The organism is Moritella sp. (genome assembly GCF_033791185.1).
In the GTDB taxonomy this organism is placed as follows: domain Bacteria; phylum Pseudomonadota; class Gammaproteobacteria; order Enterobacterales; family Moritellaceae; genus Moritella.
In genome coordinates this window covers 1-3,530 of the sequence record NZ_JASJHF010000084.1, presented here as the reverse complement: position 1 = coordinate 3,530, position 3,530 = coordinate 1, and the positions used below count along the sequence as shown (strand labels likewise).

Below are 3,530 nucleotides of genomic sequence, written 5' to 3'. Positions count from 1 at the left end.
ATCAAAATGGCCGCAGGACAAGCACAGTTGTTAGCTCTGCACATGGCGCGGTTACAGCAAGCGTGCGCGGCGTTAGCCATTGAGTTTAGCCAATGGGATGAACTGATTGCGGCAATCATTGAGCAAGCGCTGACATTACAGGACGGGGTATTAAAAGTCACCATTACCCGTGGTGAGGGTGGCCGTGGTTATGGTGTTATCGGTTGTAGCAGTGCCAATTGGTATTTGCAGTATCGCGCTATCCCTACCCAGTATGGCGAATGGGCTCACACAGGCATTGAGCTTATGACCTGCCAGTATCAGCAAACCGTGAACCCAGTATTAGCGGGATTAAAAACCTTAAACAGACTCGACCAGGTGATGGTCAAGCAAGAACTTGATGCCCATAGCGCTGCAGATGGACTGGTGTGCTCGACAGACGGTTATGTTATTGAGACATCCGTTGCTAATGTGTTCTGGGTGAAGCAGGGTAAAGTCTATACCCCAAGCACAAAACGCAGTGGTGTGGAAGGGGTGATGAAAACCCATATTTTGAACTTGTTGAATAATCTAAAATTAACTGTGAAAACGGGAGATTATACTCTGACGGATCTGCGCATTGCAGAGGAAGTTTTTATCACTAATTCAGTGATGGGGGTAGTGCCTGTAAAGGCGATTGTTAACCAGCAAGTGAGTAATCATGCAGGCGATATTTACTATGACCTTGCAGCGAATGATTCAGCGGTATGGCGTTTGTTACAGCAACAGCTTTAACAAGACCTGTAACAAGCTCGATGACAAAAGCACTACACGCTTAATCGGTATGACTGCGTGCAGTGTATTGTTTTCATAGATGATGCATCAATAAATTAAAGGTTAAAAAATTCGACGTTTCAAGCCTTTCTTGTCCAATATTTTCGTGGCGATCTCTTCAACCGAAAATGAGGTACTGTTAATGAAAGGAATTTTTTCGCTGCGGTATAAGTATTCCACTTCTGATATTTCTAACTTACATTGACGTAATGACGCGTAAGTACTGTTAGCAAGGCGTTCACTGCGGATATCCTGCAGACGTTTTACATCAATGGTTAAACCAAATATTTTATGTTTATTGCGTTTTAATGCGGGGGGGAGTTTTAACTCATCCATGTCATCGGCAATAAATGGGTAGTTAGCCGTCTTGATGCCAAACTGCAGCGCCAGATATAAACTGGTTGGGGTTTTGCCACTACGTGATACACCGACTAAAATTAAATCTGCATCATCGTAATCTTTACAGGTAATACCATCATCGTTGGCTAAGGCATAATTTACCGCTTCAATACGGGCATCATAGGTATCAAGTTTAAGGCTGTGGGTACGATGAGATTTAGGCTCTGCTTTGATATTCAATTGTTCTGAAAGTGGGGATACAAAGGTGCTCAAAAAGTCGTGAGAATGTCCCTCATTTAATTCGATGATTGTCCTTATTTCAGATGAAACTATCGAATGAAACACTAGTGGCTTCTGTCCTGTTTTTGCCACGATCTCATTAATTTTTTTAGTGACGTTTCTGGCTTTTTCTTCGGTCTCGATAAAGGGAAAAGTATGCTGTTCAAGTTCGATTGGAAATTGGCTGAGAAGCGCGTGACCAAAGACTTCAGCGGTGATCGCGGTGCCGTCAGAAATATAAAAAACAGTTTGCATTTACCCTATCCTTTTCATAAACAGATCAATTTTTCTAAGTAAGTATCTTACATTGAAATTAATAGCTGTGTATGATTAAAAACACTAAGGAAAGCAAGATGATTATTTTGCATTAATAATATGTGAGCAATATCCAATATCGCCCACAATTAAAATCATTTTTGAGATAGATTAAATCTGGAGAACTGCCGTGATAGAGTACGTAATTGGGTACGAAAAACTTGGAATGAACGACGTAGAACGAGTTGGCGGCAAAAATGCATCTCTAGGCGAGATGATCAGTAACTTAGCTGGCGCAGGCGTGCAAGTTCCTGGTGGTTACGCGACTACCGCTGATGCGTTTAATCAGTTTTTAGAGCAAAGTGGTGTGAACGATAAAATCTACACACTACTAGACAATCTCGATGTTGATAACATTGCAGCGTTAACAGAAGCTGGCGCGAAAATTCGCCAATGGATCATCGATACACCTTTCCAACCTGAATTAGAAGCCGCTATTGCCCAAAGCTATGACGTACTAGCTGGTGAAGCAGGCGAGCAAGCATCATTTGCTGTACGTTCTTCGGCAACCGCTGAAGATATGCCTGATGCATCATTTGCTGGTCAGCAAGAAACTTTCCTCAACGTACGTGGTTATGACAACATCATTGTTGCGATTAAACACGTATTTGCATCGCTATTTAACGACCGTGCTATTTCTTACCGCGTGCATTCTGGTTATGACCACCGTGGCGTGGCATTATCTGCGGGTATTCAACGCATGGTACGTAGTGATGAAGCATCATCTGGTGTGATGTTCTCGATTGATACTGAGTCTGGCTTTGAAGATGTAGTATTCATTACTTCTTCATACGGTCTTGGTGAAATGGTTGTACAGGGCGCCGTTAACCCTGATGAATTTTATGTTCATAAACCAACACTTGCTAAAGGCAAACCAGCTGTTGTTCGTCGTAACATTGGTAGCAAACAGATCCAAATGATCTACTCTGCTGATGAAGAACATGGCAAACAAGTGCAAATCGTTGATGTTGAAGCAAGCAAGTCTCGTCAGTTCTCTATTACCGACGAAGAAGTAATGGAACTAGCGAAACAAGCTGTGATCATCGAAAAGCATTACGGCCATGCGATGGATATCGAATGGGCGAAAGATGCAATCGACGGCAAAATTTATATCGTTCAAGCACGTCCTGAAACAGTACGTAGCCGTGAAGACAAGCAAGTTATGGTGCGTTTCCATCTTGACGCTAAATCTGCAGTGATTTCTGAAGGCCGTGCAATTGGCGGTAAGATTGGCGCAGGTCCAGCTAAAGTTATCTCATCAATTTCGCAAATGGATGAAGTACAAGAAGGCGACGTATTAGTAACAGACATGACTGACCCAGATTGGGAACCTATCATGAAACGTGCTTCTGCAATCGTCACGAACCGTGGTGGCCGTACTTGTCATGCTGCAATTATTGCCCGTGAAATGGGTATCCCTGCTGTTGTAGGTTGTGGTAACGCGACAGACCTTATTGTAACGGGGCAAGAGCTAACAGTATCTTGTGCTGAAGGTGACACTGGCTTTATCTACGAAGGTATCTTACCGTTCCGTGAAACATCATCGAAAGTTGATAACTTACCGGAAATTCCAGTAAAAGTAATGATGAACGTCGGTAACCCGGATCGTGCATTCGATTTCGCGGCATTACCAAACGAAGGTGTTGGTCTAGCGCGTCTTGAATTCATCATTAACCGTATGATTGGTATTCACCCGAAAGCATTGCTTAACTTTGATAAGCAATCACCAGAACTACAAGCTGAAATCAATGAAATGATTGCCGGTTATGAGTCTCCAGTTGAATTCTATATCGCTAAATTACAAG

At 42.8% G+C, this 3,530-nt stretch carries 3 protein-coding genes; 2 read left to right on the top strand and 1 reads right to left on the bottom strand.

Translation table 11 applies throughout. The features are described from left to right. Window positions 1–753 (top strand): aminodeoxychorismate lyase (pabC, locus tag QNK26_RS05290; protein WP_319221318.1); only part of this gene is annotated, 753 nt, incomplete at its 5' end. Between the two features lie 102 nt (window positions 754–855). Here pabC and QNK26_RS05285 read toward each other — a convergent pair. After that, window positions 856–1,665: a pyruvate, water dikinase regulatory protein gene (locus tag QNK26_RS05285; RefSeq protein WP_319221317.1), complete on the bottom strand. Its 810-nt coding sequence runs from the start codon at window positions 1,663–1,665 to the stop codon at window positions 856–858. Between the two features lie 190 nt (window positions 1,666–1,855). Between QNK26_RS05285 and ppsA the strand changes: the two genes are divergently transcribed. Next, the coding region (gene ppsA, locus QNK26_RS05280; RefSeq protein ID WP_319221316.1) for a phosphoenolpyruvate synthase at window positions 1,856–3,530 on the top strand (1,675 nt) is incomplete at its 3' end.